The organism is Pseudomonas sp. BT76 TE3572 (assembly GCF_050435365.1).
GTDB classification, from domain to species: domain Bacteria; phylum Pseudomonadota; class Gammaproteobacteria; order Pseudomonadales; family Pseudomonadaceae; genus Aquipseudomonas; species Aquipseudomonas fluorescens_W.
In genome coordinates, this window is the sequence record NZ_JBNDKE010000001.1 from 1599936 (window position 1) to 1625675 (window position 25740).

A 25740-nucleotide genomic window follows, 5' to 3' on the forward strand; every position below is an offset into this window, starting at 1 on the left:
TTCTTCAAGCCCAACGACAGCCCCATTTTCTGATAAGGCACCGACCATGATTATCGTGCATCACCTGAACAACTCCCGTTCCCAGCGGATTCTCTGGTTGCTGGAAGAACTGGCCATCCCTTACGAGCTGAAATGCTATCAGCGCGACCCGAAGACCAACCTGGCACCGCCGGAATTGAAAGCGATCAATGCCCTTGGCAAATCACCGGTCATCGAAGACGGCGCGCAAAAGCTGATCGAGTCCTCGGCGATCATCGACTACCTGATTCGCCGCCATGGCGACGGTCGCCTGCAACCCGATCCGTCTACCCCTGCCTATGACGAATACGTGCAGTGGCTGCATTTCGCCGAAGGCTCGGCGATGTTGCCGCTGATGTTGAACCTGTACGTGGGGCGTCTTGGTGAAGCCGGCGCGCCGTTGCATCCGCGGATCAATTCGGAGGTGGCCAACTACCTGGGTTACCTCGACACGGCACTGAGCCAGTCCGATTACCTGCTGGGCGATCAGTTCAGCGCCGCCGACATCCAGATGAGTTTTATCGGTGAGATCGCCAGAGCCCAAGGCAAGCTCGGCAACTATCCTCATATAACGGCCTGGATTGAACGCTTTCAGGCTCGCCCGGCCTATCAGGCCGCACTGAAAAAAGGCGGAAAATACGATTTCGCCCCCCACTGAGTGCGCCCCAGGAGCCTACTAGCATGCCCTTGATAGAACTGCACGCCGCCCAGCGCGACGAACTGGAAACGATTGAAAACCTGATGCAGTTCTACCTGTATGACTTCAGCGAGTGGCTGCCGCTGAAGCTCGGTGAGCATGGTTTCTTCAACGCCCAGCCCAAACCGGGTTACTGGCGAAAACCCGCAACCAGGCCGTTTCTGATCAAGGTCGACGGTGAATTGGCCGGCTTCGTGACGGTGGATGATGAAACCCATCTTCACGGCGCCGAGTACAACATCGGCTACTTTTTTGTCAGTCGACGCTTTCGTGGCCAAGGCGTCGCGACATTTGTCGTTTCCACCCTCTTGAGCCAGTTCCCAGGTCAATGGCAAATTTTCCACCTCGACGCGAATCAGCCTGCGCGACGGTTCTGGGCCCGGGTCTTGGCCGATCTCACCCATGGTGAGTTCACCCTGCATCAGCTGCCGATAGACGGTTATCCCTGCACCGTTTACCAATTCCAGACGTCGTTGCCATCGTCCTGACTGGCGCTTCCCCATTCCGCTTTTTAATTCCAAACGACTTTGTCCGACAATATGTAGTGACCAAAAATAATCACTACAAAACCGTTGACGCCTCCGATTTGCCCTTGCATGATGCAGACGTCTCCCCGATCGGGAGAACAGGCAACATGTTTGAGCAAGCTCGTCTGACCGCCGAGCTGTTTTTCCCGGATACACGCTGCCCACAAGGCAGATTGAAGAAGCTGACCTGGCCTGAACGTCCAGTACAAGGACGAGAAGCGCTGGCGATCAATCCTCATGAAGCTTGTGGTCGACCCTGAAAACGTCGGCAGTGGCCTGAAGGTTTTCGCTGCTTCTCCTCGTTGTGACGCTATTGCGTAGCAGTTATTCAACACGACTACATGCAACAGACGCGGGACCCCGTCAATTTGGCGGCCGACCGCTGACGTCCTGGTTTCGGTGCCAGGGATCAACTAACCGATGGGCTACTTGTATTAGCGAATCAACTTTGAAAGATCACCAAATGGTCAAGGGGCTTACTATGAATCTGAACAATCAACCTACTATCGATGAACTGGCTCGTATCTTCGCTGCGCAAAAAGACAGCCATGACAGCCATATTCTGTGGATCAGCAAGTCGGGCCAAGTGCATATCGACTGCCTGTCGCCTCACGCCCATGAAGCGGAGTTCGACAAGAACAACCAGAACCTGCTCGCCCGACTGAAGATGTACCGTCGCGGCCAAGGCTATGTCGGCAAGAAAGCCGCGGCAGACAAGGACTTCATCGGTAATGTTCTGCAAACGCTGAAACAGGCGTGGGCTTCGATGCAGAACCACAACGAAGTTCGGGTGATTGACCGGTTCTACTGATACCTCCACACCCCATCCATAAAAAGGCCCCGCTCGTCACATCGAGCGGGGCCTTTTTGTTTGTCTCGCATGCACCAAACAACGCTATTGTTAACCCTGTGCACTGGATCAATGGAGGTTTGTGATGAACATACAACTGACAGGCTTGCTGTTGCTCGTAATGGCCAGTGCTGCCCATGCAAACAGCATCATCGGCGTCCCGTTGTTCGATGCGGACTGCCCCGGCAAAATCATCGTCCACGCGGATCAGGACGGGCCGGTATTGATCAACAGCAAAGAAGCCGAGACCAAAGCCATTGATGACCGTCGATTCGAAGCCAAGGGTTCGGGCGTGGTCATCTCAATCCTCCTCAGCGATGACGACACAGTCACGGTGTCCTCCACGGGCAAGGCGCCTAATGGTGTGTGCCAATTAATAGAAGACTGATGCCGTCGACTCGCCTGCAGCCGCATCCAACACCAGCTCCATAAAAGCCACCGACGCTGCGCTGTGATAGTTGTTTTTACGTCGGAGCAGCGCGGCCCCTCGTTTGGGCGACTCCCCCGACAACGGGATTTTGCGCAACGCGCGGTCCTCGGTGGCAATGGGCTCCGGAAGGATGGTGGCGATGGCCGTGTGCCGAATGACTTCCAGCAAGGTGCTTACCGAGTTGACCTCGATCACCACCTTCGGCGTGATCTGCTCTTGGGCAAAGTACTCATCAATGCGGGTGCGGGTAACGAAGTCCGGGGCCAGCAGCGCAAACTCCAGCTGCGCAACCTCCTGCGCGGACAACGCGACCTGGCTTTCGTATAACGGGTGATCGCGCCCCACCATGACGCCCAACGTCTCGGTAAACGCCGGGATCGACTCGATGTCGGCATTTCTGACCTGGGTAAATGCGATGGCGATGTCCAGTGAGTCATCCACCAGCCCGGCCTCGATGTCGTCCATCGACAGCTCGAAAATCTGCAGATGGATGTTCGGATACCGCGCCACGTAATCGCGCACCAGCGGCCCCACCAGGTACGCCATGAACGTTGGGGTCATGGCCAGCCGCAAGGTGCCACGGGACAAGTCCTTCACGTCATGCAGTGCACGTTTACCCGCCTCCAGTTCCACCAGCACCCGACGAGCACATTCGATGTAGGCCTCGCCCGCATCGGTGGGTTTGACCGTGCGCGAGGTTCGGTCGAACAAACTGACACCCAGGGTTTCTTCCAGTTGCCGGATCTGCTGGGACAGGGTCGGCTGCGAAACGTGAAGCGCCTCGGCGGCGCGGGTGAAACCGCCGTGATCGGCGACCGCCAGCAAATAGCGCAAATGTCGGAGCAGCATGGGGAATCACCCTCTATAGGCTGTGCTTATGCGTTGCATTGTATATCGGTCTTGGACGCTATGGATCGATCGGCAGAAGATTGCTCCACACCCAAGCAACATCACTCCCGACAGGAGAAACACCATGCAACAGTCCCACGCTTACAACGACCCAAGCCTGGCCCTGACCACGTCGATCCTCGATGCAAAAGCGCGCAAAAACCTGTCCTGGCAGGACCTGACCGACGGCACCGGCCTCGGTCTGGCCTACGTCACTGCCGCCCTGCTCGGTCAGCACCCGCTGCCGGAAAGCGCCGCCAAAGTGATTGGCGAAAAACTCGACCTGGACGCGGACAGCGTGGCCCGCCTGCAGATCATCCCGTTGCGCGGCAGCCTCTCGGGTGTCCCGACCGACCCGACCATCTACCGCTTCTACGAAATGATCCAGATTTACGGCACAACCTTGAAAGCCCTGGTTCATGAGCAATTCGGCGACGGCATCATCAGTGCGATCAACTTCAAGCTCGACATGAAGAAAGTCGAAGACCCGGAAGGCGGCTCTCGCGCGGTGATCACCCTCGACGGCAAGTTCCTGCCGCTGCGTCCTTTCTAAGCGGATGCCGGCCCGCATCACCTTTAAACCGCTATATCCGTAGCAGCTGTCGAGCTTGCGAGGCTGCGTTCGGCTGCGCAGCAGTCGCCTGGCCCTGCGAGGACTTCGTCCTCGGACGCAGCCTCGCAGGCTCGGCAGCTGCTACAAAATGATCATTCGACTCACACATGAGGAAGTCGCCATGAAAGCGCTCATCGAAGGTTTTTTGAAGTTCCAGAAAGAAGCGTTTCCACAACGCACCGACCTGTTCAAACACCTGGCCACCACCCAGCATCCGGGCACGCTGTTCATCACCTGTTCCGACAGCCGTGTCGTGCCGGAACTGCTGACCCAACAAGAACCCGGTGAACTGTTTGTGATCCGCAACGCAGGCAACATCGTGCCCTCCTACAGCCCTCACCCCGGCGGTGTGTCGGCCACGGTTGAATATGCGGTTGCAGTGCTCGGCGTCACCGATATTGTGATCTGCGGGCACTCGGACTGCGGCGCCATGACCGCTGTCGCCAAGTGCACCTGCATGGACCACCTGCCCGCCGTCAGCGGCTGGTTACAACACGCCGAGTCAGCGAAAGTCATCAACGAATCCCGCCCTCACGCTAATGAAGCGGCGAAGGTGAGTTCAATGGTTCGGGAGAATGTCATCGCGCAACTGGCCAATATCCAGACGCATCCGAGCGTGCGCCTGGCTCAGGAGAAAGGCCTGCTGAATTTGCATGGTTGGGTTTACGACATCGAGACCGGTTCAGTCGACGCCCTGGATGCCGACAGCCACCGTTTTGTGGCGCTCGCCGAGTATCCGGACACCTGCGCCCTTCCAGCCCGATCCATAGAAGCAGCAGCCTGAAGTGGGTATCCACTGGCAGAGACGATCGATGTGGCGCTCCCGGCTCACGGGAGCGCCGCACTAACACGATCGACAAGGTTATTTATCGTCCCGATTCTCAGGACTCTCTTCCGCGTTGGGTGGTTCTGGATAACTGCCTGGCGTGAACACGTGAGTCAGCAAGTCTCTGGCATCGACTTCGACGACCCCCTGAACCGAACGGGCCAGAGCAACAGCCTGTTCACACTGTTTATGGGTGTTGACGCGACCGCTCAATGCCACCGTGCCCCCGAGGGTTTTCACATGGATTTGCAGGCCGAGGCTGGGTTCGGCCATTGCCAGGGCTGACTTCACCCTCGCGGTAATCCACGTGTCGTGAACGCCCCTTTCCAGGTCATGAGAGTATTGTTGAAAGGAATGAAGTTTCATGGTGTGACCCTCTCTCCGTCATCAGATGCACTGCCCGTCCATTGGCTGTGCAGCCTTGACTCTCAGGCGAGCGTTATCGACATCTGATTCGTTTTGGAGTGCTCGCCACGCCCATACGGACGCACATTAAGTATAGTGCGGCCGTTGACCGGGGTCGTGGTGCTGGATCAGCGTTTGACCGACAGATCCGTCTGGGTCATGCGACTGCGGATCGTGAACACCCCATCGCCCGAGAGAATCGCGCTGCGAGCAAACAGGCGACCGCTCTCCCAGTTCGAAAGCCCCAGTTCCGGCTTGTTCAGCGCGTACTGTCCGTCGACCCAGCGGGTAATCCCGTTGCCGACAAAAGGTGCGTTGACTGCACTGTAGAAGCGTTCCTGAGCCGCGGCATCTTCACTGATCAACGACACGGTGAACTGCGGGCTATAGCGATTGAACAACGCGATGGCGCTGTCCAGGTCATCGACGATCTTCAGGCTGACTTCCGGGGTTTCCTCCCATTCCCACTCGCGGCCCAACTGATCCTCGGGCAGCGGTTCAGCCAACGCTTCGGTCTGATAGCCTTCGGCGCGGTACACCTCAACGCTGGCGGTCTGCCAATCGGTTGGCAAGTACGGCTCGCTGCCTTCGACGATGTGCAATTTGCAGCCCTGCCCGCGGGCGGTGCCGGCCTGTTGCAGCGCGTCGAGGAACAGCGGCAGCAGTTCGGCGACGCGGTCACGGTGGATCAGGCAGACGTTCATCGTGTTGCAGACCTTGCGATCCAGCGAATTGCGCACTACCGCGGCAAAGCGCTGGGCATCGGCGTCCTTGTCGGCGATCAGCCAGGCACCCCCAGTGCCGTGCAGGCTGACGGCGGTGCCGGCCTGTTGGGCGATGCTGCCCAATTGACTGACGGCGCGACCCGAACCACGGGCCACGGCCAGCGACAGGCGTCGGTCGGCGAACATCGCCCAACCGGCGGCGTGATTGACGCTTTCCACCAGCGACACCGCGCCGGTCGGCAACCCGGCGTCGCTCAGTGCCGGATTCAGCGCGTGGGTAACGATGGCTTGCGCCGTGCCCAACGCATCGCTGCCAATGCGCAGCACCGCCGTGTTACCCGTGCGCAACACTCCGGCGGCGTCGGCGAAGACGTTCGGCCGGCCTTCGAAGACGAACGCGACGATGCCCAGCGGCGAGACCACTTGCTCGACTTTCCAGCCGTCATGCTCGATGCAACTGACCACTTTGCCGCGCGTGGCCGACGCATCGCGCCAGGCCCTGAGGCCGGCGATCATGTCACGGCGCATGCGTTCATCCGCCAGAAGCCGCGTGGTGGAACGCCCACGGGCCTTGGCCCGCTCGATGTCGGCGAGGTTGGCGGCTTCGATCAGGACCCAGCAGGCTGGGTCTTCCAGGCGTTGGGCGAAGCGATCAAAGAACTCGCTGATGGCTTGATCCGAGACCGCAGACATTGCGCTGAACGCCGCTTCGGCACGCTCGATTGCAATGGCCGCCGCTTGCTGGTCAGCCACTGGAATCAGCAACAATTCGCCGCTGACCTGCTCCACCAACAAATGGTCCCCGGGCTGAAAGCGCGCGGCCAATTCGGGGCTGACCACAGAGACACGATTCCCGGCGAAAGGGATAGGCGTGCCAGCGACTAGACGTTCGAGCGCAAGAGACATGAAGCGGTTTCACCATGCAGTGGGCGGCCAGAAAATGTATAGGAAAATCCCTGGAGCGTCATTAACCGCACGCCTGACCGATGATCGAAAATCCGGCGGCCCTGCACCCGGCGCTCCTACGCTAAAAGAGATACACCAGTGTTTCCTGTTATCCAAGGAGGCCGTCATGAGCGATGAATTCAAAAGCCATGGAGCGGCCCTTGACGAGGAAGGTCTGGCGCAGGCGCTGGATCTTGCCAAAGTCAGTGCCGCGCAACTATGGGCTGTTCTGGCAGTAGAAACTTCCGGCAACGGATACTTCTCCGATCGCCGTCCGAAAATCCTTTACGAGCGTCACGTATTCAGCCGACTGACCCACCACGAGTTTGACGCACAACATCCCGATATCAGCAGCAAAACCCCCGGCAACTATGGCGCCTCGGGGGCGCATCAATACGACCGGTTGAATCTGGCCATGCGCCTGGACAGGAACGCGGCCCTGCAAAGTACCTCGTGGGGACTGGGGCAAACGATGGGGTTCAATTTCGCGCAAACGAACTCGGCGGATGTCGAGGCGATGGTCAAGCGCATGGTCGCCTCGGAGAACGACCAATTGCTCTGCACCATTGGCGAGTTGATCGGAGGCGGTTCGGTGGCGGCATTACGGGCCAAGGACTGGGCCAACTTTGCACGCCGCTACAACGGCCCCAACTACGCGATCAATAACTACGACGTGCGGCTCAGCGCGGCGTATCAGAAGTTCTCCTATGGAGGGACGCCGGACCTGAGAATCCGTATGGCACAAACCTGCTTGACGTACCTGGGCTGGCATCCCGGCCCTGTCGACGGCATCGTCGGTAAACAGACCCGGGATGCGATGAATCTCTTTCAAGCAAAAGAGCACCTGAATATCACCACGGTGCTGGACGATGAAACGCTGGCGTGTCTGCGCAGCCGGGTCGAAGCGTTGCCGCTCTGACCCACGTGTCTAGAACACCGACCAGCCAATCCGCTGACTCAGCAACTCCAGCGCGGCCATGCCCGCGAGGGAGTTGCCGGCGGCGTTCAACTCCGGTGACCAGACGCACACCGTGAACTGTCCCGGCACCACCGCGACAATCCCCCCGCCTACACCACTTTTGCCGGGCAAACCGACGCGATAGGCAAAGTTGCCGGCTTCATCGTAGAGGCCGCTGGTGGCCATGATCGAGTTGACCTGCTGGGTCTGGCGGGCGCTGAGTATCTGTTCGCCGCTGTGCTTGCAGAAACCGTCATTGGCCAGAAAACAGAACGCCCGCGCCAGATCCACGCAGCTCATGCGCAGCGCGCAATGGCTGAAGTAACTGCGCAGCACCGCTTCGACGTCGTTATGGAAATTGCCGAACGATTGCATCAAATAAGCCATCGCAGCATTGCGTGCGCGATGCTGGTATTCGGACTCGGCGACCTTGCCGTCCACCATGACTTGCGGGTTGCCGGACAGCCGACGGACAAAGTCGCGCATCGACAGGGCCGGCGCGGCAAAGCGTGACTGGTTGATGTCGCAGATCACCAGCGCACCGGCGTTGATGAAGGGATTGCGCGGGCGTCCGCGCTCGAACTCCAGTTGCACCAGCGAATTGAACGGTTGGCCGGAAGGCTCGTGACCCAGGCGCTTCCAAATGTCTTCGCCGGAGTGTTCGATGGCCTGCACCAGGCTGAACACCTTGGAAATACTCTGCACCGAGAACAGCGTATGGGCATCGCCGGCGCAATACAGCTCGCCGTCATTGCCATACACCGCGATGCCCAACTGATCGGCCGGCACCGTACCGAGGGCGGGAATGTAATCAGCCACCTTGCCCTGGCCGATCAGGGGACGTACTGCGTCAAGGATCTCGTTCAACAGCGCTTGCATGCCGGGTTCCGAAGTCACGCCCCATGGGATTGCGGGGACACAGACGCTAGACGCCAGCGGCCGGTAGCGGATCACACTATCTGTAGCAGCTGTCGAGCCCTGGCGAGGCTGCGTTCGGCTGCGCAGCAGTCGTAATCCCTGTGCACGTGATTTACCTGGATTACCGAGTCGATCGATTTCACGACTGCTCCGCAGCCGAACGCAGCCTCGCTGGGGCTCGACAGCTGCTACAGGATTGGGTTGACTGAGGAGTTTCAGGGTTACGTATCACAGTGTGTACAGCGCCCCTCCCGACACACCCCGCCCCTAAATCCCCACACCAACGACACATCGCAGATACACCCGCTTGATGAACTGTGCCTGTCGATTGGCGACGCCGATCAAAGCGCTCAACTCACTCAATGCTACGGAGTATCACCATGTTCAAGCTCTCGACTTCTTCCTTGACCCTCGGCCTGATCATCGCTGGCGGCTTGGCCCTGTCCAACGTGGCTTCAGCCTCCGAGTCCGAAGCATTCAGCATGAAACAACTGGCCCACGGCTACAGCCAGGTCCAGGCCGACACGGCAGAAAAACCGGCGGAAGGTAAATGTGGCGAAGGCAAGTGCGGCGCCGGCGAGTAACCCTTTGCGAGGGGCACCGCGGTGCCCCTCCTCCCTGACTGAACGGAGATCAAGCCCATGACCACCTCACTCTCATCGGCCGTGAAAGGCCTGCACTTGAACCTCGACCGTGCCGGTAGCTGGATCGCGCCGCTGACCCTGCGGGTGTTCCTCGCCTGGGAATTCTTCGAGTCAGGCCTGGAAAAATTCAATGGCGAAAACTGGTTCGCCGATATTCAGGACAGCTTCCCGTTCCCCTTCAACCACGTGCCAGCCACGTTGAACTGGGAATTGTCGATGTGGGCCGAACTGATTTGCGCCCTGGCCATACTGGTCGGCCTGGGAACGCGGATCTCGGCGATCATTCTGATCGTGGTCACGGTCGTCGCGACCGCCGCCATTCACTGGCCGGCTGATTGGTCTACATTGAGTGAGCTTGCCCAGGGTTACGCCATCAGCAACAAGGGTCATGGCAATTTCAAACTGCCGCTGATCTACCTCGCGGCCTTTATGCCGCTGTTGCTCTCGGGTGCCGGCAAGCTCAGCCTCGATGCGCTGCTGGCTCGAGTCTTCTGGCGTCGCGATCACCGCTAAAGCGCCAGGGACTCGATAACGTCCCTCGGTTCAATAGTGGAGCAATCGTCATGAGTCTCACCCTCTATGGTTTTGACGGCAGTAGTTATGTGCGCACCGTGAAGATGCTGCTGGTGGAAAAAGACGCGGACTTCGACCAGGTGCAGGTCAACGTGATCAAAGGCGAGCCGCAGCTGCCAGAACATTTGGTGCGTCACCCCTTCGGCAAGGTGCCGGTTATCGATCATGACGGGTTCCGGGTGATCGAAACCGGCGCGATCGTCGCCTACCTGGACGAAGTCCTGCCAGGCCCGTCCATCACCCCTGATAACGCCCACGACCGCGCTCGCACCCACATGGCCCAAAGCATTTACGATGCCTATGGCTACGCCAACCTTGTGCAAGTGTTCGGCTACCATCTTTTTCCTGACTTTATTGGCGGGCAGAATGAAGATTCGCGCCGCAAAGGCATCGAGAACTCGAAACGGGTGCTGCGCGAGCTGATGAAAATAAAAGGCACCGATCCCTATATCGCAGGTCTTGAACCCAGCATCGGCGACTTTTACCTGGCGCCGGGCTGCGCCTACATCGCCATGACCCCGGATGCACCGCAGGTATTTTCGGTGGACGGTTTCGACGGATGGTGGAAACGTATGCAGTCTCTGCCAAGCTTCAAGGCCACGCAGCTGAAATAAGCTTCACCCCCCTCACTTGTGTAGACAGGAGCCACCATGAGCGTGACCACCCAATGGATCGAGATCGACAGCGCCGAAGGTAAATTCGGCGCTTACCTGGCGATTCCGCACACCCGCAAAGGCCCGGGGATCGTGTTGATCCAGGAAATCTTCGGCGTGAATGAACACATCCGCGCGGTTGCCGAACAATACGCTGCCGACGGTTACCTGGTGATTGCACCGGACCTGTTCTGGCGCAGCGGCCAGCGCATTGAACTGACCTACGACGAGGCCGGCTGGAAACGCGCCGTCGAGTTGATGAACGCCACCGACGTCGGCAAGGCACAGACCGACATCGAACTGGCCATCGACGCCCTGAAAGCCCAGCCGGGCCTGGACGGCGGGATCGCCTCGCTTGGTTACTGCTTCGGTGGTTTGCTCTCGTACCTCACCGCCGCGAATGGGCTGGTGGACGTGGCCATCGCCTATTACGGCGGCGGAATCCAGAACCAACTGGACCGGGCCGATGAAATCGAAGTGCCGCTGCTGATGCACTTCGGTGAACAGGACAGCCACATCCCACTGGAAGCCGTGGAGAAAATCGCCGAGCGTTTCGAGAACAGCGATTACGTCGAAATTGTCGTGTATCCGGAAGCGGAACATGGCTTCAACTGCTCGCACCGCGACAGCTACAACCAACGCGCAGCGGCTGAGGCCCATGGCAATACGTTGATCTTTTTGGGTCAGGAACTGTAAGACCGGACGAGCAAAAGGGGACTTTAAAAGTCCCCTTTTTTGTACCTGCCGTTTAACGAGTAATTTCTTCCACCACCTCGTTCACCGCCAATTTCGGATGCGCACTGCGTTCATGCACATGGCTCGTCGGTGTGCGGTCGATCAGCAGGCTCAGCAGTTCCGGACGGCTGTAGTGACCGCGCGAATCCATCATGCGTTTGCGTTTGTCGATCAGGCCCATGTCGAGGTCGACGATCACCTCGCCTTCGCCTTCGGTCAGCGAGCCCAACACCGAACCGTCCGGGCTGATGATCGCAGTGAAGCAACCACCGGAAATCGGGCCGATGGGGCAACCGGTGTCGGCCATGATTTGCGCCTGTTGTTCAGGGTTCAGCCACGCGGTGGAGTTGACCACGAAGCACGCGGCCTCCAAGGCATGCTGGCGGATGCTGACCTCCATTTGTGAAGCAAACAACGGCCCCGCAAACGATCCTGGGTACATCGCCGCATGGATCTGTTCGCCGTCGGCCATCAGGGCATAACGGGCCAACGGGTTGTAATGTTCCCAGCACGCCAGTTGGCCGATGCGCCCTACCGCGCTGTCGGTGGCGCGCAGGCCGGAGCCGTCGCCCATGCCCCAGATCATGCGTTCGTGATAAGTCGGGGAAATCTTGCGCCGATGTTGGATCAGGGTGCCGTCGGCATCGAACAACAACTGCGTGTTGTACAGCGTACCGCCGTCACGTTCATTGACGCCGATGGAGACCACCATGCCGGCCTGTCTGGCGGCGGCGCCGATGGCCTCGGTGGCAGCCGAAGGGACCGTGACGGCCTGATCCAGCAGTTTGAGGTGTTCAGCCGCCATTTCGAAAGGCGTTTGAACGAAGGAGAAGTACGGGTAGTAAGGCACGATGGTTTCCGGGAACACGGCGAACTGCACGCCCTGCTCACCGAGTTCGAGAACCTTCTGCACCACTTTGTCGACGGTGCCTTCACGGCTGTAAAGAACGGGACTGATTTGTACGGCAGCGGCTTTTACGAGGGTCATGGCGGTGATCTCATTGAGGGAGTGGACTTCAACGAGATCAAAATTACGCCAATAATATTTAGACTGAAATGTCGAATACACCACCTTTTAGGACATCCCGAACATGATAAGTAACCTGTGGCGAGGGAGCTTGCTCCCGCTGGGCCGCGAAGCGGCCCCCCCGATCCCTAAAAAGAAGGGGACTGCTGCGCAGTCCAGCGGGAGCAAGCTCCCTCGCCACAGGTCAGTGCCAAGCTTAAGTGACTGGCATCAGCCGCGATTGGCGCGCTGGATCACTTGCGGCGGCTGGCCAAATGCACGGATAAACGCCCGACGCATTCGCTCCCGATCGCCAAAACCGGTATCGGTCGCCACCACGTCGATGGGGTGCCGACCGGTTTCCATCATCAGGCGCGCCGCTTCCACGCGCAGGTTTTCGATGGCCTTGGCCGGTGATTGCCCGGTTTCGGCATGGAACACGCGACTGAACTGCCGAGGGCTGAGGTTGGCGGCGCCGGCCAGTTCCTCGACCGACAGCGCGGACTTCAGGTTCTGCTTGGCATAGGCCAGCGCGGCCTGGATGCGATCGGTCTTGGGCTCCAGTTCGAGCATCACCGAAAACTGCGACTGCCCTCCCGCGCGCCGGTGATACACCACCAATTGCCGGGCCACCCGCCGCGCGACTTCCGCACCCAGATCCTTTTCCACCAACGCCAGCGCCAGATCGACGCAGGCGCTCATGCCCGCGGCCGTCCAGATGTTGCCGTCGTTGATGAAGATCCGGTCTTCCTCGACCTTCACCTTCGGGTACGCCTTCTGCAGCGCCGGTGCATGGCACCAGTGAGTGGTCGCCCGTCGACCGTCCAGCAAACCGGCCTCGGCCAGCGCAATCGCGCCGGTGCAGATCGAGCCCAGCCGCCGGGTGGTCCGGCTGGCGTTACGCAAAAACGCCACCATGCCCGGTGATACCGGACGGATCAGGTTGTCGCCCAGCACCAGCAGCGTGTCGAACGAGCGCTGGTCGAACGCCGAGGTTTCCACGCCAAACCCGGCAGAGGTCTGCACCGTACCGCCGCGCTCGGACAGCAAGGCGATGTTGTACTCCGGTTCGTCGGCGGCCATGTTGGCCAACTCGAACGTGGCGCACATGGCCAGGCCTAACACTTGAAACCCGGGGTAAACGATGAGTCCGATGGTGTGCATGGCGGCGGCTTCTTTTGACCTTAAAGGTGGCATGACGGATTTTACCGCCACTGACTTTGCACTGAACCCTCTTAATGGGTCTATAAATAACTGTAATCAGTTGGCCGAGAACAAGAGGCACAGGCCATGGACACCAAGGGTTCTGGCACTAACCTGGCCTTCTGGCTGCCAGGCAGTGCGGTCATCCTGAGTCTGGTGATATCGATGTTCGCCCTCAACCGCGAACCGTTCCTTGAACCGCGGCCGATCGGTGCACAGTTCCAGGCACAACTGCCCATCGAAGCCCGGTTATGGCAAGACCCTTTTGACGCGGTCGAGCGTTATCGCAAGAAGCTCACGGACAGCAAGAACCCGGATGCCGAGCATGTCTGTAGCCCGGATCTTTCTCCCCTGTCCGGAGACAAACCGGCGCCCGACATCATGGTGGCGCTGGTCGAAGGCGGCCCTTACGCCGACGAAGTCGAACGGCGCCGGCGCATTCGTTATGCGCTGCTGGCAGGGTTCAAGAATTCCCACCGAGTACCGGATCAGGAACAGTACATCCACTGCTTGAGACTCGCCGCCAACCTGTCGCTGGATGCCCCGCAGAAAACCGGTTTCGTCGACGCGCCCTATGAAGTATTCGTCTCCAACCCCTTCGATCCGCCGACGGCACTTGAAGGCGCGCCACCGCCGCCTGACCGAACGATCGTGTTCTGGTTCAAACAGGACGCACTTGGCTCAACGCCGCTGCAATCGCTCGAAACGTTACGCGAGACCCTGAAAAATAAAACCGCTGTGGCGTGCGCTCCAAAACCCTGTTCCGAGCCACCCGACACCGCTGTCCTGAAGGTCATCGGCCCTTCTACCTCAACCGTCCTGCGCGACATGTTCCAGGATCAGGACATCGGCCAGGCCACGCCGAAGGTCGAAATCTACTCACCCCTGGCCACGGCCGATAACGAGACGCTGGATCGCGGGTACCAGAAGCGGTCGCCGCCGCTGGCGAGCAGACAATCCATGAAGTTGCTGCGCACCGTCAGCGACGACGGCACCATGACGCAACTGATGCTGGAAGAGCTGAAATTGCGCCGCGTGGACCCGGCCACGGGCGTGCGTTGCAGCGAAGACAAGCTGCAACGGATCGGCTCACCGTGTACTCGTGACCTTCGCCGTAGCGGTCATCGCATCGCGTTGATTTCCGAGTGGGACAGTTTCTACAGCCGCGCGCTGATCGAAAGCTTCAAGACACAGGTGGCCAAGGATGCCCGCCTGGGCAGCGACGAAAAAAACCACAGGGATGTGGTCGATCAGTGGATTTTGCGCTTCAGCTATCTGCGCGGCCTGGACGGACGTCTCCCGGAAGAATCCGCGAGCAACGAAAAAAACCCCAGTACCGATCCCGGTAAAAACAAAGACCCCACCCAACTTGATCTCAGTCCGTTGGAGAAATCCGACGGCAACTCCCAGCTCGACTACCTGCGGCGCCTCGCCGACCATATCGCCAACGAGGACGCGGCTTATCGACGCAATGGCGAAAGCGGCATCGGCGCGATTGGCGTACTGGGCGTCGATGCCTACGACAAGCTCCTGGTGCTGCAAGCGCTGAAGAGCCGGATGCCGTACAAACTGTACTTTTCCACCGACCTCGATGCCCGCATGCTGCAACGGGGCCAGGCGCAAACCACGCGCAACCTGATACTCGCCGCCCCCTACGGACTCACTTTGACCCGCGCCCTGCAACAGGACGTGCCGCCGTTTCGCGACAGCCTGCAAAGTGCGGTGTTCATCTCGGTGCTGGCGGCACTGGCGCCGCAATCCTTCGACGCCAAGCGCGCGAAATTCGACTATTCCAAATCGGAGCTGCTATCTCCGGGCATCTATGAAGTGGGGATCAGCGGCTTCATTCCGCTGGCTAGCCGGTTGACCGCGTCACGCCCGGCAAGCTGCGAGGCTCCGACCCAATCGCAATCCGATCGAGGCGTACGTCCACACGATTTGATGGCGCTGCGCTGCCTCCAAGACCCCTCGCCACCGCCCTACCCTGAACCCTCCAAATCCATCCGCGACCGCTTCAAACAAGCTCAATCTTTCTTCTGGGCCGGGCCACTGACGATCACCCTGCTGATACTCGCCGGGTTCATCGTCTGGTGGCGCATCGAGGGCCCGAAAGATGACCATGACGCAAGGCTGGCCTGGGTTCGCGGCGTACCGATGACGCTGTTTATGGTGGCAGCGGCCTGCGCATTCATCGCCACGCGGTTCTGGCATGCGGAGTTTCTCTGGTTCACGTTCGTGCTGATATTGCTCGGCATCATCTCGTCGAACCTGACCCGGCGCTCCGCCAGGCAACTGGCGATGGCCAAGGACTCGACAGCCAGCATGGACACGGGGTTATACGACTCCCGGGCGTGGTACATCGTGGTCCCTCTCGTCATGTTCATCCTCGCGCTGATGCTGGCGTACCAGATGCGCAGCACATTGACGGACAACGGACTGGGTGAGCCGATGTTCCTGTTTGAAGGCATCAGTGCCTGGCCCACCGTGGCACTGCGGCTGCTGGCCGTGCTGATCTCGCTCTCGGCGCTGGCCTGGGGCTGGCGCAACCTGCGCATCAACCGGACCGAGATCGAAGCCGCGTACCATTTGCGCCTGCACATGCGCAAATACGAGATGACCTTGTGGGGGCAGGTTCGACGCTTGATTCGCCAAAGTCCTGCGCACCGGCACAGGCCGGTTGCACGGACGGGCGCAAGATGATCGTCATTGCACGCTTCTGGGGTGAGCACTGCGTCTGCGGCTCCTTCGGCGCCCGAATGCTGCGGGCCATGCTCGCCACGTGGGTTTACGTCGTGGTCACCAGCGTGCTGTTTGTCATCTGGCCCATGGAGGGCATGCCCGTTCGCGGCGCATCGATGTGGTGGATGCTGAGTTGGCTGATCCCCAGCCTGACGTTCCAGGTGCTGGTGTTCTGGGTGGTGGATGCCAACTTGCTGCTGACGCGATTTATCCGCCATCTCAGCGAACATCATGCGATCTGGCCTGGCACCTTGCAGATGGAGCACAAGAAAACCTTTGGCATGCTCCGGCACCCGTGCATCGACGAGTGGGTAGATTTGCAGCTGATCGCCAAGCGCACCTCGGCCGTTAACCGTCTGATCTATGCGCCGACCGTGGTCTTGTTGATCCTGTTGGCGTCGCGCAGCAGTCTGTTCGATAACTGGCCGACACCGCCCAGCCTGATCATTTCCTACCTGCTGACCGCGTTGGTGCTGTTGGTCTCCGCGCTGTCGCTGCGACGCGCAGCGGAAAAGGCCCGCACCATTGCACTGCAACGACTCGACGCCTATCTGCTGCAAACACCCGAAACGACGCCTTGCTACGCCAAGTTCAAGATGATCCGCGAGCGGGTCGCGACGTTCAATACCGGCTCGTTCTCACGCTACTCAGAAGACCCGCTGATCAGGGCATTGCTGCTGTCGCTGACCGGTATTGGTGGCTCGGCCATTGTCGATGCGTTGAACTATGCGAAGTTCTAGCAGCAACGCGTATTGCATTTCCCACGGCCGAAACGGGCCTCCTGACGCTCACGAAAAAACGCCGAATAGCTCATGACCGGCTCACCGGGATGGTTGAGCGCCATTTGCGCAACGTAGTTATCGTAATCGGGGACGCCAACCATTAAACGCGCGCTCTGGCTGAGGAACTTCGCGACATGCTGCAGCTTGCGGTACATGGCAATTCTCTCTATGAGTGTGGGACTGGCCCATGAAAGCGCACTGATGTATCTGCAATGTGTCAGCACCGGGGCCTTTTGTATGTTCAAGTAGCAAAAGCGGCGGCGATCACAATACCTATGAGTAGCTATGCTTGAGGTGTTGCCAGCCCCTGGTAGGCACATCGTGAAAGGAGGCGTTTGAGATGCAACTCATCACGTTGAAAATCGACAAGCCGGAAGCAACAAACTTCATTTTCGGTCAGACCCACTTCATCAAGTCCGTCGAGGACATCCACGAAGCGTTGGTCAATGCCGTGCCAGGCATCCGCTTTGGCGTGGCGTTTTGCGAAGCTTCCGGTAAATGCCTGGTGCGCTGGTCCGGCACCGATACCGCCATGATCGAACTGGCCCGCAGCAATGCCCAAGCCATCGGCGCAGGCCATAGCTTCATCATTTTCCTCGACGATGGTTTCTATCCCGTAAACGTGTTGAACGCCGTCAAAATGGTCCCGGAGGTGTGCCGCATTTTTTGTGCAACGGCCAATCCGACTGAAGTGATTCTTGCTGAGACGGATCAAGGGCGAGCCATTCTTGGCGTGGTGGATGGCTTCTGTGCCCGTGGTATTGAAGGCGAGGAAGACATCCTGTGGCGCAAGAACCTGTTGCGGCAGATCGGCTACAAACTTTGAGCACGCTCCGTTAACCAGGCGCTGAATGAGCAGCGATAACCTCTGTCTGAGCCGTCACGGGTTTCTCCCCTTCGACCTCACCATTCAGCGCCTTGTGCATTTTCACGGTGTCCAGCGCCCCGACCCATTTGGCAATGGCCATTGTTCCCACGCCATTGCCGATGGTGTTGGTGATCGCACGCGCTTCCGACATGAACCGGTCGACGCCCAACAGCAGCACCATGCCCGCCACCGGAATGGTGCCGAGGGACGATAACGTCGCCACCAGAATGATGAATCCCGAGCCGGTGACACCGGCAGATCCCTTGGAGGTAAACATCAGCACGGCCAGGACGATCAACTGATCCGTCAGGGTCAGCGGTGTGTTCGTGGCCTGCGCGATGAAGATGGCGGCGATGGTGTAGTAGATCGCCTGCCCGTCCGGGCAGGGCCGACATTGGCAAGATCAACGACGTATGACTGGGGAGAAGAATTCAAACAACTCAAGGAATCAGCAGCTCGCGACGACCGTCGGTATGCTCAAGTTGTTCACCTGTCAGGTGCAGGCGACGGTCGTTGAGGTAGTCGTAATCCCGCCGGGACGCCTTGAGCTGGTCAAGGTCAAGCGTGACCACCTGCCGACACTCCTCGCGACCCGCCTCAAACACTATTTGCCCGAACGGATTGACCACTGCGCTACCCCCCGCGAACACCAGGCCGTCATCCCCTTCTCCCACCCGATTCACCATGACCGCAAACGCCTGATTTTCCTGGGCGCGTGCCATGATTGCCGTGCGATGGACCGGGCCGTAGGGATCCATGTTGCCGTTAGTGACCAGTATCAGCTCGGCGCCGAGCTGCCCGAGGGCGCGGGCGCTTTCCGGGAGTTCAATGTCGTAGCAAATCAGGATGCCTACACGCACGCCCTTCCACAGTGCCGTGACATAGCGATCACCCGGCTGGAAAAGACCCCGCTCCGATGGCCACAAGTGGGTCTTGCGGTAGCGCAAGGCGATACCTTCGGGCGTTACCAGCACCGAGGTGTTGTAAAAGATGCCGCCATCATTCTCCGCAATGCCGACGACGACTGAGACATTACGCTTGCGCACCAGCTGCTCGACGGCCTGCAAGGTGGGGCCATCCAAGGGTTCGGCAACACTCGCCAATTGCTCGGCATCGACAAATCCCGTCAGGTGGGTTTCCGGGAAGATCAACAAATCCGTGTCAGCCGCGCAGGTAGCGATGGCCTCCATGGTACGCCCGAGGTTGTGAACCACATCGCCGTCACGGCCAGCCAGTTGCACCAATTCAATCTTCATCTCTGTTCCTTGCACCGTTAAGTAAGGGTCCAACCCGCCGGGGTTGGCCAGAGTATGGAGCGCGGTTGAGCGACACGTTATTCCCCCCAAGGGTTAACCACGAATGCGTAGTGACGTGAAAGCGACATTGCAGGAAGGGGTCGGATTTAAGTGATCGGGATCGCCCCGGTTTCTGATGGGTTCAGTCGCCCTGCTGGGATCTACGTCCACATCAGGAATGGCGGCTGCCGGTGGTCGTTGCTTTTCGCTTGTCACCGGCGTTTGACTAAGCTGAACACATCAGCGGCCATCAGCGGATCCGGATGGTTATCAAGACGGTAAATCACACAGGAGACGGACTATGTATGCGGTCATAAGATCCTACTCAGGTCCTGGTGCAAAGCAGCTTTTCGATGTTTTAGAGCAGAAAAAGGCCGACGTCGAAGCGGCCCTCCGGAAAGTGACAGGCCTGGCAAGCTACACACTGCTGCCTCTCGCTGATGGCGGTATGTCGGTGACTGTTTGCACGGACAAGGCCGGCACCGATGAGAGCATGAAAGTCGCTCGCGACTGGATTCAGAAGAACGCCTCGCACATCCATGCAGATCCGCCAGTCGTCACGGAAGGTCCGGTCATTGTGCAGATCAATTAGCGCGCCCTGGCGTTTGCGTGAACATTTTTAGCTGCTTGTGCAGCAGAAATCGGGAAGAAGTCTAATATTGAAATGCCATAGGTCGGTCCATCCCCTATCTGCGTAATGATGCGAGGGACCGTTGGCATGCAGATGGCTTTGGAGCCGACACCGGACCGGTGTTGGCTAAATAGATTTCAACTTGGAGGGAACCATGAGCAATCTCATCGCCAGCGGCGAGCCACCTGAAGCCGTGCGCCTCATGGTCAAGGTTTACGCTTATTTGCTGCTCGCAGGATTTGCGTTTGTTCCGGCCTATCTGATTGGCTACTTGTACGTCTTCCAAGACCCCACCCTTATTTTCGAAAACCACCTGTTCCATATCATTGCGATCACGGCGGCCACCTTGGCGGGCCTGTTTGTTACTTACGTCACGTGGCGCTGCTATCAGTCATCGGGAGATCCGCTGCTGCGATGGATGACGCTGGGTTTTCTCGGTTTTGTAGTCATCTACGCGTTGCATGGTGCGTTCACCGGGCAAGCGCACCACAATATCTGGCTCTTCCTGCTGTATGGACCGGCCTCTCGACTGGTCATGTCGAGTTTGCTGTTAGTCGGAATGCTGTCGTACCACCGCCCACCCGATGCCGCGGACCAACGAATGAAGGCCCGCCCGTGGTTGACCTGGATAGGACTGTTCCTGCTGGTTGACGTGGCAGTGGCGTATGTCGCGAATTCACCGATCGCCGGCAATCTCGCGGTACGCCTTTCGATGGAAGGTGGCGCCCTCATTCTTTCCACATTGACCGTGGTAATACTCCTGCTGCGCCGTATCCGGTCGCCGCTGATGATGATTTTTGTCGTCTCGGTCACCGCGTTCGCGCTGTCATCGCTTGCCTTCATCCTTGCGCGTCCGTGGAACCACATGTGGTGGCTCGCTCATGCGATCTTCGCCGGTGGTTTCTTCATGCTGAGCTATGGAGTCGTGCAAGCGTTCCTCACCACGCGCTCGTTCTCGAAGATCTACAGCCAGGAAGAGCTGATGGTGCGTCTTGCCGAAGCGATGGCGTATACCGAGAGCGCCCTGCTGGAACTCCAGCGCACCAATCAAGAACTCGGTCACCTTGCGTCGACCGATCCACTGACTGGCGCTGATAATCGGCGTCGGTTCATGGAACGCGTCGAAGTCGAAATGGGCCGGACCAAACGCGGCGGTGAGCCGTTCTCGGTATTGGCACTCGATCTGGATAATTTCAAGTCCATCAATGATCGCTTCGGGCATCAGGTGGGCGACGACATCCTGAAGGACTTCGTGGAGAAATGCCTCGATTCGATCCGCCCGTATGACGGCGTAGCCCGAGTGGGCGGGGAAGAATTCATGATTCTGCTGCCTCAGACTTCACTTGAGGGCGCGCACGTAATCGCAGAGCGTTTGCGAAGCACCGTCGCCAATAATTCTTTTCATGGCCTGCAGCGGTTAACCGTGGTCACCGTGAGCATCGGCGTATCGCAATCCGGCCGCGACGGTGACACCATCGAGGCCATTCTGCGCACAGCCGATCAACGCCTGTATCACGCTAAACACGAAGGCCGTAACCGTGTGGTCACGACCATCAAAACCAGCCTCCAATCCCTGTAAAAGCGTCGGCCTGGAGCGGCCTTTTGGAGTACCCGCCTCTACAGGCCAGGCATTACAACACTGGCTTTCTCATCGAACTGGACAGTGCCGTGATCATCGGCCTGTTCAGTGAGATCCAGCGACCGGATTGCGCCGAACATCAACGCCAGACAGATGACTTATCGGGTATCGCTCGTTACCCTTACCTCGCCGTCGCCTGACGGTTTGCAGGTCAAATCCCATTTCATCCAGTCGAGCATGTCATGAAATCCCCCGCAGGTTTGCTGCTGTCGGCCATCGAGCTGGACCGTACCAGTGCCATTCCCCTGTACCGCCAACTGTATCTGCAGATTCGCAAACAGATACTCAACGGCAGAATCCAGGGGGGCGTGCGCCTGCCGTCGACCCGGACCTTGAGCAACGAGTTGGGGTTGTCGCGGATTACCATTCTCAATGCGTTCGATCAGCTGATTGCCGAAGGTTTCCTGGCCTCGCGCACTGGCGCCGGTACGTATGTCGGCACTGAGTGGGAAAGCCGGGGTATCAAGGACGAGCAACAGCGCCAGCCACCGCGCCTGTCTGACCTGAGCCAGTCGATGCTGTCGCTGCGCAGCGATCATTTTCGCGGGGTGTCCTATGCCGACTGGGACCCCGCGACCCCGACCTCCTTCCTGCCCAGCCACAGCACCTATGACGCATTCCCGCAGGCGATTTGGCGGCGCCTGATGAACCGTCACCTGCTCAAGCCGACCAAGGCGATTCTGGGTTATGGCGAGTTGCAAGGCTTGCAGGCGTTGCGCACAGCGATTGCCGAATACGTCTTCGATGCGCGTGGCATCGACTGCAATGCCGGGCAAGTGGTGATCGTTTCCGGCGCGCAGCAAGCGTTCAACCTGCTGGGTATGCTGCTGCTCAATCCGCAGGACAGCGTCTGGATGGAGGACCCGGGGCACATCGCCGCGCGCATTGCATTGCAGGCCCAGGGCGCTCAGGTGGTTGCGTTGCGTATCGATGAACAGGGGATCGATGTCCAGCAAGGCCTGACCGAGTGTCCTGATGCCCGCCTGGTGTTTTGTACGCCTTCGCGCCAGCATCCTTTGGGTGTCACCCTGAGTTATGCACGGCGCCAGGCACTCATCGACTGGGCTGCGCAGCATCAGAGCTGGATCATCGAGGACGATTGCGACAGTGAGTTTCGCTACAGTGGCCGCCTCCTCCCGGCGCTGTATGCCATGGACCAGATGGCCCGGGTGATCTACGTCGGAACGTTCAGCAAAGTGCTCTTCCCGTCACTCAGACTGGGTTACGTGATTCTGCCGCAGGCCCTGGTCGAACCCTTTTGCACCTTGCGCGCGGTCATGGATCGCAGTCCGCCCACACTGCTTCAGGCGACAACGGCGGACTTCATGGGCGAAGGCCACTTCCTGGGGCACATCCGCCGCATGCGTGCGCTGTACAAGGCACGCCAGCAGGCATTGATCGAACAACTTGAACAGCAAATTGGCAGCTTCTTCAGGATCACTCCGACGGATGCCGGCATGCACCTGATCGCTTGGCTGCCCCCCGAACTCAGTGACACTGACATCGCCCAACAACTGGCCCAGCACAACATCCACACTTACGCCTTGAGCGACTACCGCATCCAGCATGCCCTGCCGCCGGCCCTGTTGATCGGCTTTGCCGGCACGCCTGAAAACCAGGCCCGGGAGCGTGTCGAGGCGCTGGCCCGGGCCTTGCGCACATTGGGTTATCTGCCGCCGACCACTTGATGCGAGGCAAGTGGTCCTATCAATTAACTGATAATGGATCTATCGAGAGTTCCTGACTGGCGCGATAAAGGGCGCGCCGGTAGACCCGGTGTCTGAACCAGGAACGACTCTAATGAACAACAAGATCCAGGAACGATTCAACGCCTTGCTGAGCCATAAGGTGGTCGAACACGGGCCAGTTCCCGTGCTGACGGACGCACTGGCCCGGCGGTTACTTGAACGTCTCGGGCAATTGCGCCTGTTTGCCCACGCCTACCCGCTACTGACCAACCTTACCCACGGTCGTGTCACCCCTGCCGACATGCTGGACTTCGCCTATCGCCACGAACTGCAAGGCCTGAGCCTGCATTTGCTCGACGGCGAGGAAAACAGCCTGAGCCAAATGTCACCCACGCAGCTCCAGGCGTTTGCCGCCAAGTCCAAAGCGCTGGGGCTGGATGTGCACCTGGAAATCAGCAGCACACTGAAAAAGGATGTCGACCAGGTAATTGCCATCGCCAGGGCCCTGGGGGTGCGCAACATCCGTGTCTACTCACGTTACGAGGGCACGCTGTCGCGGGTCATGGACGTGATCGAGACCGACCTGCACTACCTCGCGCAACAGGCAGACGCACACGATCTGTACTTTGACTTCGAGCAGCATGAAGAACTCAAGAGCGGCGAAATCGCGCAACTGCTCAACCGTCTCAACCACCCTCGCCTGCATGCCCTGTTCGACTTCGGCAACATGATCAATGCCTGCGAACAGCCCCTGCAGGCCCTGCGCAACCTGGCGCCGCACATCCGCCAGACTCACCTCAAGGGAGTGCGCATCGTCCCCGAACAAAACGGCTTCGGCCATTACGGCGTATTGCAAGGCAGCGACGAGGACGATCTTCCCAGCCCCCGCATGCTGTTCGAACTGTTGATGCTGGGCGAAACAACCCCACAGGTGATCGCCTTCATTCTCGAGCAGGAAAACCACTACGTGGCCCCGGCCTTCCGCCAGAGCCTTGAAGCGGCCGATCCCTTCATCGCTTACCGGGAGATGAGCGAAACGCCGCTCCCGAACGGCTACTCGCTTGAGCGAATGCTGGCCGATGAACACCGCTGGGCGAACAACCAGGTCGCCTATGTCCGTAGCCTACTGGCCGAATTGCGCACCTTGGCAGAACTGACCCTGGCCAGCCCTTCCAACGCCTGATCCTGACGACCCGATTACGCCCGGAGAACAATAATGACAATTCAAAACAAGGCCAAATGGCTCAGATTCCTGATCCTCATCCTCGGTGGCGGCACCATCTACAAGCTGGCGAACCTCAAGGACGCCTTCTATATACCCATGCAGGAATTCATGGGCTTGAGCCACACTGAAATCGGTATGCTGCTGAGTGCCAACGCGATCATCGCGACCGCACTGTTTGTGATTGGCGGCCTGCTCGCCGATCGCTACGACACGCGCAAACTGATCCCCCTCGGTCTGATCGGGACCGGTAGCCTGGGACTGTATCTGGCGACTTTTCCGCCCTTCAGCAATTTGCTGATCGTGTTCAGTCTGTTGGCCGTCTGTGCCGACTGCCTGTTCTGGCCATCGCTGCTCAAAGCCATCCGCAACCTGGGTGACGATCAGGAGCAAGGCCGGTTGTTCGGCCTGCTCGAAGGCGGGCGTGGCGTGGTTGATACACTGGTAGCCTTTTCAGCTCTGGGTGTGTTCGTCGCCATGGGTTCGGGCGAAACGGGCCTGAAGTCGGCGATCCTGTTCTACTCGGTCATCGACATTCTGGCCGGCACCCTGACCTGGTTCCTGCTCAAGAGCGGCAACGCGCAGTCGGTGGCCAAGCCGAAGAATGGCCTGGCGAACCTGATGGAAGCGATCAAGGTACCGGGCATCTGGCTGGTCAGCCTCAACGTGTTCATGGTCTACATCGTCTACTGCGGCCTGACCTATTTCATTCCCTACCTCAAGGAAATGTACGGGTTGCCTGTGGCGTTGGTGGGCGCCTACGGCATCATCAACCAGTACTTCCTGAAAATCCTCGGCGGGCCTGCTGGCGGTTTCATTGCCGACAAGCAGTTCAAGAGCACCAGCCGCTACCTGAAGTGGGCATTCCTGGCGCTGTTACCGCTGATGGGCGTGATCATGCTGATTCCGAAAAGCCCGGGCTTCATCTATGCGGGCATGGCCGCCACGCTGTCCTTCGCCCTGATCGTGTTCTCCATGCGCGGCGTGTTCTGGGCCCCCATGGGTGAAGTCGGCATTCCCCAGCACATCACCGGCTCGGCCTTTGGCATCGGTTGCCTGATCGGCTATGCACCCGGCATGTTTGCCTACGTCATCTACGGCGCGATCCTCGACCACTTCCCCGGTCAACAGGGTTACAACTATGTCTTCACCCTGATGAGCCTACTGGCCGTCGTGGGCTTCATGGTGTCCAGCCTGCTCTACCAAGCGGTGCGCAAAAAATCCATGGCCACTGGCGGGATGAGCGCGGCGCAAGCCTGATC

28 protein-coding genes and 1 pseudogene are annotated in these 25740 nt (G+C 59.1%); 20 read left to right on the forward strand and 9 right to left on the reverse strand.

Translation table 11 applies throughout. From position 1 onward, the window contains the following. Positions 1 to 46 precede the first annotated feature (46 nt). From ABH912_RS07160 to ABH912_RS07175, 4 genes are all read left to right on the forward strand, one after another. Positions 47 to 676, forward strand: a complete 630-nt coding sequence (locus ABH912_RS07160) for a glutathione S-transferase family protein (protein WP_429510202.1) — start codon at positions 47 to 49, stop codon at positions 674 to 676. A 23-nt stretch (positions 677 to 699) separates the two neighbouring features. Next, complete coding sequence (locus ABH912_RS07165; RefSeq protein WP_429510203.1) at positions 700 to 1203, forward strand: GNAT family N-acetyltransferase; 504 nt, start codon at positions 700 to 702, stop codon at positions 1201 to 1203. A 520-nt stretch (positions 1204 to 1723) separates the two neighbouring features. After that, positions 1724 to 2053 carry a hypothetical protein gene (locus tag ABH912_RS07170; protein ID WP_429510204.1) on the forward strand — a complete coding sequence of 110 codons (330 nt, stop codon included), beginning with the start codon at positions 1724 to 1726 and terminating at the stop codon, positions 2051 to 2053. Positions 2054 to 2177: 124 nt separating this feature from the next. Then, positions 2178 to 2480, forward strand: coding sequence for a hypothetical protein (locus tag ABH912_RS07175; protein WP_429510205.1), 303 nt, complete (start codon positions 2178 to 2180; stop codon positions 2478 to 2480). Here ABH912_RS07175 and cynR read toward each other — a convergent pair. Beyond that, the gene (gene cynR, locus ABH912_RS07180) at positions 2466 to 3371 is read right to left on the reverse strand and encodes a transcriptional regulator CynR (RefSeq protein WP_429510206.1); all 906 of its coding nucleotides are present in this window, start codon (positions 3369 to 3371) and stop codon (positions 2466 to 2468) included. The genes ABH912_RS07175 and cynR overlap by 15 nt on opposite strands. A 124-nt stretch (positions 3372 to 3495) precedes the next feature. On the opposite strand from cynR, the gene cynS reads away from it, so the two are divergent. Continuing rightward, positions 3496 to 3963 carry a cyanase gene (gene cynS / locus ABH912_RS07185; RefSeq protein WP_008151471.1) on the forward strand — a complete coding sequence of 156 codons (468 nt, stop codon included), beginning with the start codon at positions 3496 to 3498 and terminating at the stop codon, positions 3961 to 3963. Between the two features lie 181 nt (positions 3964 to 4144). Then, positions 4145 to 4807 (forward strand): carbonic anhydrase, encoded by a 663-nt coding sequence (locus ABH912_RS07190; protein ID WP_429510207.1) that lies wholly within the window; start codon positions 4145 to 4147, stop codon positions 4805 to 4807. A gap of 78 nt (positions 4808 to 4885) precedes the next feature. On the opposite strand, the gene ABH912_RS07195 is transcribed toward ABH912_RS07190, so the two are convergent. Further along, the gene (locus ABH912_RS07195) at positions 4886 to 5215 is read right to left on the reverse strand and encodes a BON domain-containing protein (RefSeq protein WP_033054448.1); all 330 of its coding nucleotides are present in this window, start codon (positions 5213 to 5215) and stop codon (positions 4886 to 4888) included. Between the two features lie 167 nt (positions 5216 to 5382). After that, positions 5383 to 6885 (reverse strand): aldehyde dehydrogenase family protein, encoded by a 1503-nt coding sequence (locus ABH912_RS07200; RefSeq protein WP_429510208.1) that lies wholly within the window; start codon positions 6883 to 6885, stop codon positions 5383 to 5385. Positions 6886 to 7051: 166 nt separating this feature from the next. On the opposite strand from ABH912_RS07200, the gene ABH912_RS07205 reads away from it, so the two are divergent. Beyond that, positions 7052 to 7843 (forward strand): N-acetylmuramidase domain-containing protein, encoded by a 792-nt coding sequence (locus tag ABH912_RS07205; RefSeq protein WP_429510209.1) that lies wholly within the window; start codon positions 7052 to 7054, stop codon positions 7841 to 7843. Positions 7844 to 7852: 9 nt separating this feature from the next. Here ABH912_RS07205 and glsB read toward each other — a convergent pair whose 3' ends face one another. After that, positions 7853 to 8761 carry a glutaminase B gene (gene glsB, locus ABH912_RS07210; RefSeq protein ID WP_429510210.1) on the reverse strand — a complete coding sequence of 303 codons (909 nt, stop codon included), beginning with the start codon at positions 8759 to 8761 and terminating at the stop codon, positions 7853 to 7855. A gap of 419 nt (positions 8762 to 9180) precedes the next feature. Here glsB and ABH912_RS07215 point away from each other — a divergent pair, with 419 nt between their 5' ends. Genes ABH912_RS07215 through ABH912_RS07230 form a run of 4 tightly spaced genes read left to right on the forward strand, consistent with a single transcriptional unit; the run spans position 9181 to position 11366 of the window. Next, on the forward strand, positions 9181 to 9384 hold the full coding sequence (locus tag ABH912_RS07215; RefSeq protein ID WP_059405530.1) for an HvfA family oxazolone/thioamide-modified RiPP metallophore: 204 nt from the start codon (positions 9181 to 9183) through the stop codon (positions 9382 to 9384). Between the two features lie 57 nt (positions 9385 to 9441). Continuing rightward, positions 9442 to 9957 (forward strand): HvfX family Cu-binding RiPP maturation protein, encoded by a 516-nt coding sequence (locus ABH912_RS07220; RefSeq protein ID WP_429510211.1) that lies wholly within the window; start codon positions 9442 to 9444, stop codon positions 9955 to 9957. 50 nt (positions 9958 to 10007) lie between these two features. Further along, a complete protein-coding gene (locus ABH912_RS07225; RefSeq protein ID WP_429510212.1) occupies positions 10008 to 10631 on the forward strand; it encodes a glutathione S-transferase family protein in 624 nt (207 codons plus the stop codon). Between the two features lie 36 nt (positions 10632 to 10667). Then, positions 10668 to 11366: a dienelactone hydrolase family protein gene (locus ABH912_RS07230; RefSeq protein WP_033054434.1), complete on the forward strand. Its 699-nt coding sequence runs from the start codon at positions 10668 to 10670 to the stop codon at positions 11364 to 11366. A gap of 52 nt (positions 11367 to 11418) precedes the next feature. On the opposite strand, the gene ABH912_RS07235 is transcribed toward ABH912_RS07230, so the two are convergent. Both ABH912_RS07235 and ABH912_RS07240 read right to left on the reverse strand, forming a co-directional pair. After that, entirely contained in the window at positions 11419 to 12393 is a 975-nt protein-coding gene (locus tag ABH912_RS07235) for a nitrilase-related carbon-nitrogen hydrolase (protein WP_429510213.1), read from the reverse strand. A gap of 249 nt (positions 12394 to 12642) precedes the next feature. Next, the gene (locus ABH912_RS07240) at positions 12643 to 13575 is read right to left on the reverse strand and encodes a GlxA family transcriptional regulator (RefSeq protein WP_429510214.1); all 933 of its coding nucleotides are present in this window, start codon (positions 13573 to 13575) and stop codon (positions 12643 to 12645) included. Between the two features lie 126 nt (positions 13576 to 13701). Here ABH912_RS07240 and ABH912_RS07245 point away from each other — a divergent pair, with 126 nt between their 5' ends. After that, entirely contained in the window at positions 13702 to 16314 is a 2613-nt protein-coding gene (locus tag ABH912_RS07245; protein WP_429510215.1) for a hypothetical protein, read from the forward strand. After that, positions 16311 to 17093, forward strand: coding sequence for a hypothetical protein (locus ABH912_RS07250; protein ID WP_429510216.1), 783 nt, complete (start codon positions 16311 to 16313; stop codon positions 17091 to 17093). The genes ABH912_RS07245 and ABH912_RS07250 overlap by 4 nt, the downstream gene beginning before the upstream one ends. On the opposite strand, the gene ABH912_RS07255 is transcribed toward ABH912_RS07250, so the two are convergent. Then, positions 17090 to 17290 carry a YbdD/YjiX family protein gene (locus ABH912_RS07255; RefSeq protein WP_033054429.1) on the reverse strand — a complete coding sequence of 67 codons (201 nt, stop codon included), beginning with the start codon at positions 17288 to 17290 and terminating at the stop codon, positions 17090 to 17092. The genes ABH912_RS07250 and ABH912_RS07255 overlap by 4 nt on opposite strands. A 185-nt stretch (positions 17291 to 17475) precedes the next feature. On the opposite strand from ABH912_RS07255, the gene ABH912_RS07260 reads away from it, so the two are divergent. After that, on the forward strand, positions 17476 to 17961 hold the full coding sequence (locus ABH912_RS07260; RefSeq protein ID WP_429510217.1) for an adenosine-specific kinase: 486 nt from the start codon (positions 17476 to 17478) through the stop codon (positions 17959 to 17961). Between the two features lie 10 nt (positions 17962 to 17971). Here the strand turns inward: ABH912_RS07260 and ABH912_RS07265 are convergent. Both ABH912_RS07265 and ABH912_RS07270 read right to left on the reverse strand, forming a co-directional pair. Continuing rightward, positions 17972 to 18385: pseudogene (locus ABH912_RS07265) on the reverse strand (cation:dicarboxylate symporter family transporter); the annotation flags it as partial. A gap of 58 nt (positions 18386 to 18443) precedes the next feature. Further along, positions 18444 to 19259 carry a carbon-nitrogen hydrolase family protein gene (locus tag ABH912_RS07270; protein WP_429510218.1) on the reverse strand — a complete coding sequence of 272 codons (816 nt, stop codon included), beginning with the start codon at positions 19257 to 19259 and terminating at the stop codon, positions 18444 to 18446. A gap of 340 nt (positions 19260 to 19599) precedes the next feature. Here ABH912_RS07270 and ABH912_RS07275 point away from each other — a divergent pair, with 340 nt between their 5' ends. From ABH912_RS07275 to ABH912_RS07300, 6 genes are all read left to right on the forward strand, one after another. After that, the gene (locus ABH912_RS07275) at positions 19600 to 19890 is read left to right on the forward strand and encodes a hypothetical protein (RefSeq protein WP_429510219.1); all 291 of its coding nucleotides are present in this window, start codon (positions 19600 to 19602) and stop codon (positions 19888 to 19890) included. A 193-nt stretch (positions 19891 to 20083) separates the two neighbouring features. Continuing rightward, positions 20084 to 21508 (forward strand): GGDEF domain-containing protein, encoded by a 1425-nt coding sequence (locus ABH912_RS07280; protein ID WP_033054425.1) that lies wholly within the window; start codon positions 20084 to 20086, stop codon positions 21506 to 21508. Positions 21509 to 21531: 23 nt separating this feature from the next. Further along, positions 21532 to 21708: a hypothetical protein gene (locus ABH912_RS07285; RefSeq protein ID WP_156363896.1), complete on the forward strand. Its 177-nt coding sequence runs from the start codon at positions 21532 to 21534 to the stop codon at positions 21706 to 21708. Positions 21709 to 21750: 42 nt separating this feature from the next. Next, positions 21751 to 23256: a PLP-dependent aminotransferase family protein gene (locus ABH912_RS07290; protein ID WP_033054424.1), complete on the forward strand. Its 1506-nt coding sequence runs from the start codon at positions 21751 to 21753 to the stop codon at positions 23254 to 23256. 112 nt (positions 23257 to 23368) lie between these two features. Further along, positions 23369 to 24439 (forward strand): sugar phosphate isomerase/epimerase family protein, encoded by a 1071-nt coding sequence (locus tag ABH912_RS07295; RefSeq protein WP_429510220.1) that lies wholly within the window; start codon positions 23369 to 23371, stop codon positions 24437 to 24439. 33 nt (positions 24440 to 24472) lie between these two features. Next, a complete protein-coding gene (locus tag ABH912_RS07300) occupies positions 24473 to 25738 on the forward strand; it encodes an MFS transporter (protein WP_429510221.1) in 1266 nt (421 codons plus the stop codon). The last annotated feature ends 2 nt before the right edge of the window (positions 25739 to 25740 follow it).

What these genes read in the sequence shown, in the direction of transcription:
- ABH912_RS07205 (WP_429510209.1), top strand. Translation starts at nt 7,052, where the DNA reads ATGAGCGATGAATTCAAAAGCCATGGAGCGGCCCTTGACGAGGAAGGT.
- ABH912_RS07295 (WP_429510220.1), top strand. Translation starts at nt 23,369, where the DNA reads ATGAACAACAAGATCCAGGAACGATTCAACGCCTTGCTGAGCCATAAG.
- ABH912_RS07235 (WP_429510213.1), bottom strand. Translation starts at nt 12,393, where the DNA reads ATGACCCTCGTAAAAGCCGCTGCCGTACAAATCAGTCCCGTTCTTTAC.
- ABH912_RS07280 (WP_033054425.1), top strand. Translation starts at nt 20,084, where the DNA reads ATGAGCAATCTCATCGCCAGCGGCGAGCCACCTGAAGCCGTGCGCCTC.
- ABH912_RS07270 (WP_429510218.1), bottom strand. Translation starts at nt 19,259, where the DNA reads ATGAAGATTGAATTGGTGCAACTGGCTGGCCGTGACGGCGATGTGGTT.
- ABH912_RS07290 (WP_033054424.1), top strand. Translation starts at nt 21,751, where the DNA reads ATGAAATCCCCCGCAGGTTTGCTGCTGTCGGCCATCGAGCTGGACCGT.
- ABH912_RS07230 (WP_033054434.1), top strand. Translation starts at nt 10,668, where the DNA reads ATGAGCGTGACCACCCAATGGATCGAGATCGACAGCGCCGAAGGTAAA.
- ABH912_RS07240 (WP_429510214.1), bottom strand. Translation starts at nt 13,575, where the DNA reads ATGCACACCATCGGACTCATCGTTTACCCCGGGTTTCAAGTGTTAGGC.
- ABH912_RS07225 (WP_429510212.1), top strand. Translation starts at nt 10,008, where the DNA reads ATGAGTCTCACCCTCTATGGTTTTGACGGCAGTAGTTATGTGCGCACC.
- ABH912_RS07195 (WP_033054448.1), bottom strand. Translation starts at nt 5,215, where the DNA reads ATGAAACTTCATTCCTTTCAACAATACTCTCATGACCTGGAAAGGGGC.
- ABH912_RS07190 (WP_429510207.1), top strand. Translation starts at nt 4,145, where the DNA reads ATGAAAGCGCTCATCGAAGGTTTTTTGAAGTTCCAGAAAGAAGCGTTT.
- ABH912_RS07255 (WP_033054429.1), bottom strand. Translation starts at nt 17,290, where the DNA reads ATGTACCGCAAGCTGCAGCATGTCGCGAAGTTCCTCAGCCAGAGCGCG.
- ABH912_RS07175 (WP_429510205.1), top strand. Translation starts at nt 2,178, where the DNA reads ATGAACATACAACTGACAGGCTTGCTGTTGCTCGTAATGGCCAGTGCT.
- ABH912_RS07250 (WP_429510216.1), top strand. Translation starts at nt 16,311, where the DNA reads ATGATCGTCATTGCACGCTTCTGGGGTGAGCACTGCGTCTGCGGCTCC.
- ABH912_RS07215 (WP_059405530.1), top strand. Translation starts at nt 9,181, where the DNA reads ATGTTCAAGCTCTCGACTTCTTCCTTGACCCTCGGCCTGATCATCGCT.
- ABH912_RS07170 (WP_429510204.1), top strand. Translation starts at nt 1,724, where the DNA reads ATGAATCTGAACAATCAACCTACTATCGATGAACTGGCTCGTATCTTC.
- ABH912_RS07165 (WP_429510203.1), top strand. Translation starts at nt 700, where the DNA reads ATGCCCTTGATAGAACTGCACGCCGCCCAGCGCGACGAACTGGAAACG.
- ABH912_RS07200 (WP_429510208.1), bottom strand. Translation starts at nt 6,885, where the DNA reads ATGTCTCTTGCGCTCGAACGTCTAGTCGCTGGCACGCCTATCCCTTTC.
- ABH912_RS07260 (WP_429510217.1), top strand. Translation starts at nt 17,476, where the DNA reads ATGCAACTCATCACGTTGAAAATCGACAAGCCGGAAGCAACAAACTTC.
- ABH912_RS07275 (WP_429510219.1), top strand. Translation starts at nt 19,600, where the DNA reads ATGTATGCGGTCATAAGATCCTACTCAGGTCCTGGTGCAAAGCAGCTT.
- glsB (WP_429510210.1), bottom strand. Translation starts at nt 8,761, where the DNA reads ATGCAAGCGCTGTTGAACGAGATCCTTGACGCAGTACGTCCCCTGATC.
- ABH912_RS07300 (WP_429510221.1), top strand. Translation starts at nt 24,473, where the DNA reads ATGACAATTCAAAACAAGGCCAAATGGCTCAGATTCCTGATCCTCATC.
- ABH912_RS07220 (WP_429510211.1), top strand. Translation starts at nt 9,442, where the DNA reads ATGACCACCTCACTCTCATCGGCCGTGAAAGGCCTGCACTTGAACCTC.
- cynR (WP_429510206.1), bottom strand. Translation starts at nt 3,371, where the DNA reads ATGCTGCTCCGACATTTGCGCTATTTGCTGGCGGTCGCCGATCACGGC.
- ABH912_RS07245 (WP_429510215.1), top strand. Translation starts at nt 13,702, where the DNA reads ATGGACACCAAGGGTTCTGGCACTAACCTGGCCTTCTGGCTGCCAGGC.
- cynS (WP_008151471.1), top strand. Translation starts at nt 3,496, where the DNA reads ATGCAACAGTCCCACGCTTACAACGACCCAAGCCTGGCCCTGACCACG.
- ABH912_RS07160 (WP_429510202.1), top strand. Translation starts at nt 47, where the DNA reads ATGATTATCGTGCATCACCTGAACAACTCCCGTTCCCAGCGGATTCTC.